This window comes from Microcoleus sp. BM001215392, from assembly GCF_036700185.1.
Classification (GTDB): Bacteria; Cyanobacteriota; Cyanobacteriia; order Cyanobacteriales; family Microcoleaceae; genus Microcoleus.
The window spans coordinates 1-4,647 of sequence record NZ_JAUBOJ010000128.1; the positions used below are offsets into that span (position 1 = coordinate 1).

At 44.7% G+C, this 4,647-nt stretch carries 6 protein-coding genes; 4 read left to right on the forward strand and 2 right to left on the reverse strand.

The window, feature by feature from the left end:
- Positions 1-436: 436 nt before the first annotated feature.
- Together QT974_RS15505 and QT974_RS15510 are read right to left on the reverse strand one after the other, a co-directional pair.
- The gene (locus QT974_RS15505; protein WP_333469358.1) at positions 437-799 is read right to left on the reverse strand and encodes a cupin domain-containing protein; all 363 of its coding nucleotides are present in this window, start codon (positions 797-799) and stop codon (positions 437-439) included.
- Positions 800-894: 95 nt separating this feature from the next.
- A complete protein-coding gene (locus QT974_RS15510; RefSeq protein ID WP_293324304.1) occupies positions 895-1,170 on the reverse strand; it encodes a hypothetical protein in 276 nt (91 codons plus the stop codon).
- Between the two features lie 167 nt (positions 1,171-1,337).
- Here QT974_RS15510 and QT974_RS15515 point away from each other — a divergent pair, with 167 nt between their 5' ends.
- From QT974_RS15515 to QT974_RS15530, 4 genes are all read left to right on the forward strand, one after another.
- Positions 1,338-1,976 carry a peroxiredoxin gene (locus tag QT974_RS15515; RefSeq protein ID WP_333469359.1) on the forward strand — a complete coding sequence of 213 codons (639 nt, stop codon included), beginning with the start codon at positions 1,338-1,340 and terminating at the stop codon, positions 1,974-1,976.
- Between the two features lie 245 nt (positions 1,977-2,221).
- A complete protein-coding gene (locus QT974_RS15520; protein WP_333469372.1) occupies positions 2,222-2,806 on the forward strand; it encodes a Uma2 family endonuclease in 585 nt (194 codons plus the stop codon).
- A 36-nt stretch (positions 2,807-2,842) separates the two neighbouring features.
- On the forward strand, positions 2,843-3,427 hold the full coding sequence (locus QT974_RS15525) for a Uma2 family endonuclease (protein ID WP_333469360.1): 585 nt from the start codon (positions 2,843-2,845) through the stop codon (positions 3,425-3,427).
- A gap of 63 nt (positions 3,428-3,490) precedes the next feature.
- Positions 3,491-4,465: a cysteine synthase A gene (locus tag QT974_RS15530; protein WP_333469361.1), complete on the forward strand. Its 975-nt coding sequence runs from the start codon at positions 3,491-3,493 to the stop codon at positions 4,463-4,465.
- Positions 4,466-4,647 lie beyond the last annotated feature (182 nt).

Here is a 4,647-nt window from a genome sequence, read left to right on the forward strand (position 1 = left end):
ATCCGTTACATCCGTTACATCCGTTACATCCGTTACATCCGTTACATCCGTTACAAAAGAAGCGGACGTACTTCTGACCTTTGTAAAGTTTAGTTGCAGGTACTTGCGCTTCCAAAACAAGGTGGTACATTAATAATATGAAGCAAACAAAAAGCTTCTCTGACAGATACCAATTCTAGATACCACAGCGAAGTTCAGAATAGAATCAAAGGAGTAAAACGCTGTTTAATCTCACATCTGTCCCATCAAAAATCAATAGCAGCACCCACCAACAAAGCTGATACTTCCTCAACTAATTAGAGGGGAGCAATGCAAGTGAATCCTAGGATTTTTGCAACTCCGCATCGAAGTTGTCAAAAGAGGAAATCACTCGGTACATATGGCTGGGTGCTGTTATTGTTAAACCTATTATTGTTAAAACAGATTTTTCGACACCTTACTGAAAAATTGTCTCGTCTTCCTTTCGCCACGCCGGATCGACGATACAAATAAATATTAGCGGTTCTGTGCCGCAATTGTAAATAAACTGTTTGGCGTTTGGCGGAATGTAAATCGCATCTCCGACTTCCACCAATTGAGTGTCATCGTCGATGTGCATTTCTCCAACGCCGCTGATGATGTAGTAAACTTCAGAAGTTGTGAGGGAATGCGGCGCCGAAGTTTGTCCGGCTGGTAAAGCCGCGTGGGCTAAACTGTAACGCAAATCCACAGCTTGTTTGTCTGGATGCAGCAATTCTCGCAGTTGGGTACCGTCACCCGCGATAAATTCGTCGCAGCCGTTTAGTTTTTGAACTAGCATTCTTGATACACTCCTGAAAATCTCTCACTCGCAACTTAAGTTTAATCGAAATAGCGAGAGATGTTAAGAAATATGTCAAGCGACGGCTGATTTTTTTAACCGTAAGTTCCCGAATGCGATCGATAATCAGAACAGTCGATCGCATCTTCAGATAAAGCTATTGTAGGCTGAACGGGACACTTGAGGTGGTAGTCGCCAGTGAAAAACACGCAGTTAGCACAAGGGATTTGGTGCATCCGCTGAGCTCTGTGCATTGAGTCGCCGACAGCACGCCCGACACTCGAACACACCAAAAAAACTAAACCCCAGGCACAGACACAACACACGGGAACTAAAACAGGCTGTATTGTCTTCAGCAAAAAGTACAGCATAGCAACAAAATTTAGGGTAAAACTCTCATATATATTTATATATTACAGTAATGGCACTGGTCGGCGATCGACCAAAAAGTTTAAAATCATTTACAGTGCGATCGAGAAACCGGGCACTTATGGGATGATAGAGAACCGTCGTTAAATAAAATTAGAGGAAACCAGTTATGTCACTGCGATTAGGCGATACAGTTCCCAACTTTACCCAAGCCTCGTCTGAAGGCGAAATCAATTTCTACGATTGGGCCGGCGATAGCTGGGTCGTGTTGTTTTCCCACCCCAAGGACTATACTCCAGTGTGCACCACCGAACTCGGTGCAGTGGCCCGTCTCAAGTCTGAATTTGACAAGCGTGGCGTCAAAACCATTGCTCTGAGCGTCGATGATGTGGATTCTCACATGGGCTGGATTAAAGATATTGAGGAAACTCAAAAAGTTACTCTCAATTATCCAATTTTAGCAGATGGCGATCGTAAAGTCTCCGACATTTACGATATGATTCATCCTAACTCGCTGAACAACTTAACAATTCGCACAGTTTTTGTAATTGATCCCGACAAAAAACTGCGTTTGAGCATTACCTATCCAGCCAGCACCGGTCGGAATTTTGGCGAGATTTTGCGGGTAATTGATTCTCTGCAACTTACTGACAAATACAGCGTTGCGACTCCAGTTGACTGGAAAGATGGCGACGATTGCGTCATCGTACCATCGATTACCGACCCTGCTGAGTTGGCAGAGAAATTTCCTAAAGGTTATACGCCAGTTAAGCCTTATTTGCGGATGACTCCTCAACCGAATAAATAGGTTTAATTTACCAACAAGTTCGTAGTAAGGACTTTAGTCCTTCCAGGTTCGTAGTAAGGACTTTAGTCCTTCAGGTTCGTAGTAAGGACTAAAGTCCTTCCAGGTTTGATCGTTCGGACTTTAGTCCTTCCAGGTTTGATCGTTCGGACTTTAGTTTTTCCAGATTTTTGAGGGTTGAAGTCCTCACTACCAACCAATAAATTGTGCAATCTTGTCAGAACAATTTAGATTTGAGGAAATGCCAAATGCTGTCATCTCCGATCGTATTGCGAATGTTGCCAGAATTGCAAATGACAGAGGACGAGTTTTTCGACTTCTGTCAAATCAATCGCAACTTGCGAATTGAACGCAACCAGCGAGGAGAAATACTATTGTTGACTCTTGTTGGCGGAATCAGCAGCAACCGCAATGCTATTTTAACTGGAGAACTGGGCATTTGGACAGAGGAAAACGGAACTGGGGTTGGCTTTGCTTCTTGTACGGGATTTACTTTATCGATCGGCTCCGTGCGATCGCCTGATGCTTCCTGGATTAAACTAGAAAGATGGAATGCTTTATCAAAAGCACAGCAAGAAAAATTTGCCCCAATTTGCCCTGATTTTGTAGTTGAACTCAGACCAGATTTTGAGGACTTAGAGCCGCTGCAATCAAAAATGCAAGAATATATGAAGGAACCTGGAGTGCGGCTGGGTTGGCTTATAGACAGGAAAAATCGCCGAGTTTACATTTACCGTCCCGGTTTCCCAGAGGAATGTTTGGAGAATCCCGCGACAGTCAGCGGCGACCCAGTTTTGCCGGGATTCGTACTCAATATGAGCGAGATTTGGTAAGCTGAAGTATGGAAGGAGCGATCGAGTAAATCAATTATGTTGACATCTAAAATCGTGTTGCGCATCCCGCCAAAACTCCAAATGACAGACGACGAGTTTTTCGAGTTTTGTCAAATCAATCGTGAATTACGGATTGAACGCAACAAATCGGGAGAATTGCTAATTATGCCTCCTACTGGTTCGGAGACGGGAAATCGAGAAGGCAATATATTTGGGCCTCTCTGGGTTTGGGCCGAACAAAACGGTACAGGCTTAGCATTTACTTCCAGTACAGGATTTACTCTGTCTACAGGTGCAGAAAAGTCGCCGGATGCTGCTTGGATAAAATTGGCAAGATGGAATGCTTTGTCACCGGAACAAAAGCAAAAATTTGCCCCAATTTGCCCGGATTTTGTAGTTGAACTTAGGTCTGCTTCTGACAATCTCAAGCCCTTGCAAGAAAAGATGCAAGAATATATGAGAGAACCAGGAGTGCAGTTAGGCTGGCTGATTGACCGCAAAAATCGCAGAGTCTACATCTACCGCCCCGGTTTGACCGAGGAATGCTTGGAGAATCCGGTGACAGTCAGTGGCGACCCAGTTTTGCCGGGATTTGTGCTAAATATGAGCAAAATTTGGTAAACTGCTAGCACGAAATATCAAAGTTATTGTCAGAATTATACAGTATAGAAAAAATCAAAAAATATGGATATCAAAAACGGCTTTGTAGGCACGATCGGCAATACTCCCCTAATTCGATTAAACAGCTTCAGCGATGAAACAGGGTGCGAAATTCTCGGCAAAGCAGAGTTTCTCAATCCCGGCGGTTCCGTCAAAGATCGGGCTGCTTTATACATCATCAAAGACGCCGAAGAAAGAGGCTTGCTGAAACCGGGGGGAACTGTTGTTGAAGGAACTGCCGGTAATACTGGCATCGGTTTAGCACACATTTGCAACGCTAAAGGTTACAAGTGTTTGATCGTGATTCCCGATAACCAATCTCAAGAAAAAATCGATGCTTTGAAAACCTTGGGCGCTGAAGTTCGGACAGTTCCTGCTGTTCCTTACAAAGACCCGAATAATTATGTCAAACTGTCGGGAAGATTGGCTGCGGAAATGGAAAATGCAGTCTGGGCGAATCAGTTTGACAATTTAGCCAACCGCCGAGCTCATTTTGAGACAACCGGCCCGGAAATTTGGGAACAAACCGATGGGAAAGTTGATGCTTGGGTGGCGGCGACGGGTACGGGCGGCACTTTTGCGGGTGTATCAATGTTTTTGAAATCAAAAAATCCCGCGATAAAAGCTGTTTTAGCAGACCCGATGGGCAGCGGGCTTTACAGTTATTTCAAAACTGGGGAAATTAAGACTGAAGGTAGTTCAATTACTGAGGGAATTGGTACCAGTCGCGTCACTGGAAATATGGAGAATGCCCCGGTGGATGATGCTATCCAAATTGATGATACTGAAGCTGTCCGCGTGGTTTACCAATTGCTGAGGAAAGAAGGGTTATTTATGGGCGGTTCTGTGGGAATTAATGTGGGGGCTGCTGTGGCTTTGGCGAAGCAAATGGGGCCCGGACATACGATTGTGACGGTACTCTGCGACGGTGGAGCTCGATATCAGTCGCGGTTGTTCGATCGGCAATGGTTGGCATCAAAAGGTTTATCATCGGATTAGTAGCCGCGTTGCACACGTGTATCGAGATTGGTCTGTCGCAGTCCAAAATCCCGAAAACGCTTGTAGCGCAGATAAGATTGTCTGGCGTCACCAATCATTGGGAAATTATCTGCGTCTATCAGTGTTAATCTCAAAAGTATCTGCGGTTAGCCGATTCATCCCAGATTTATGTAGCGCGATCG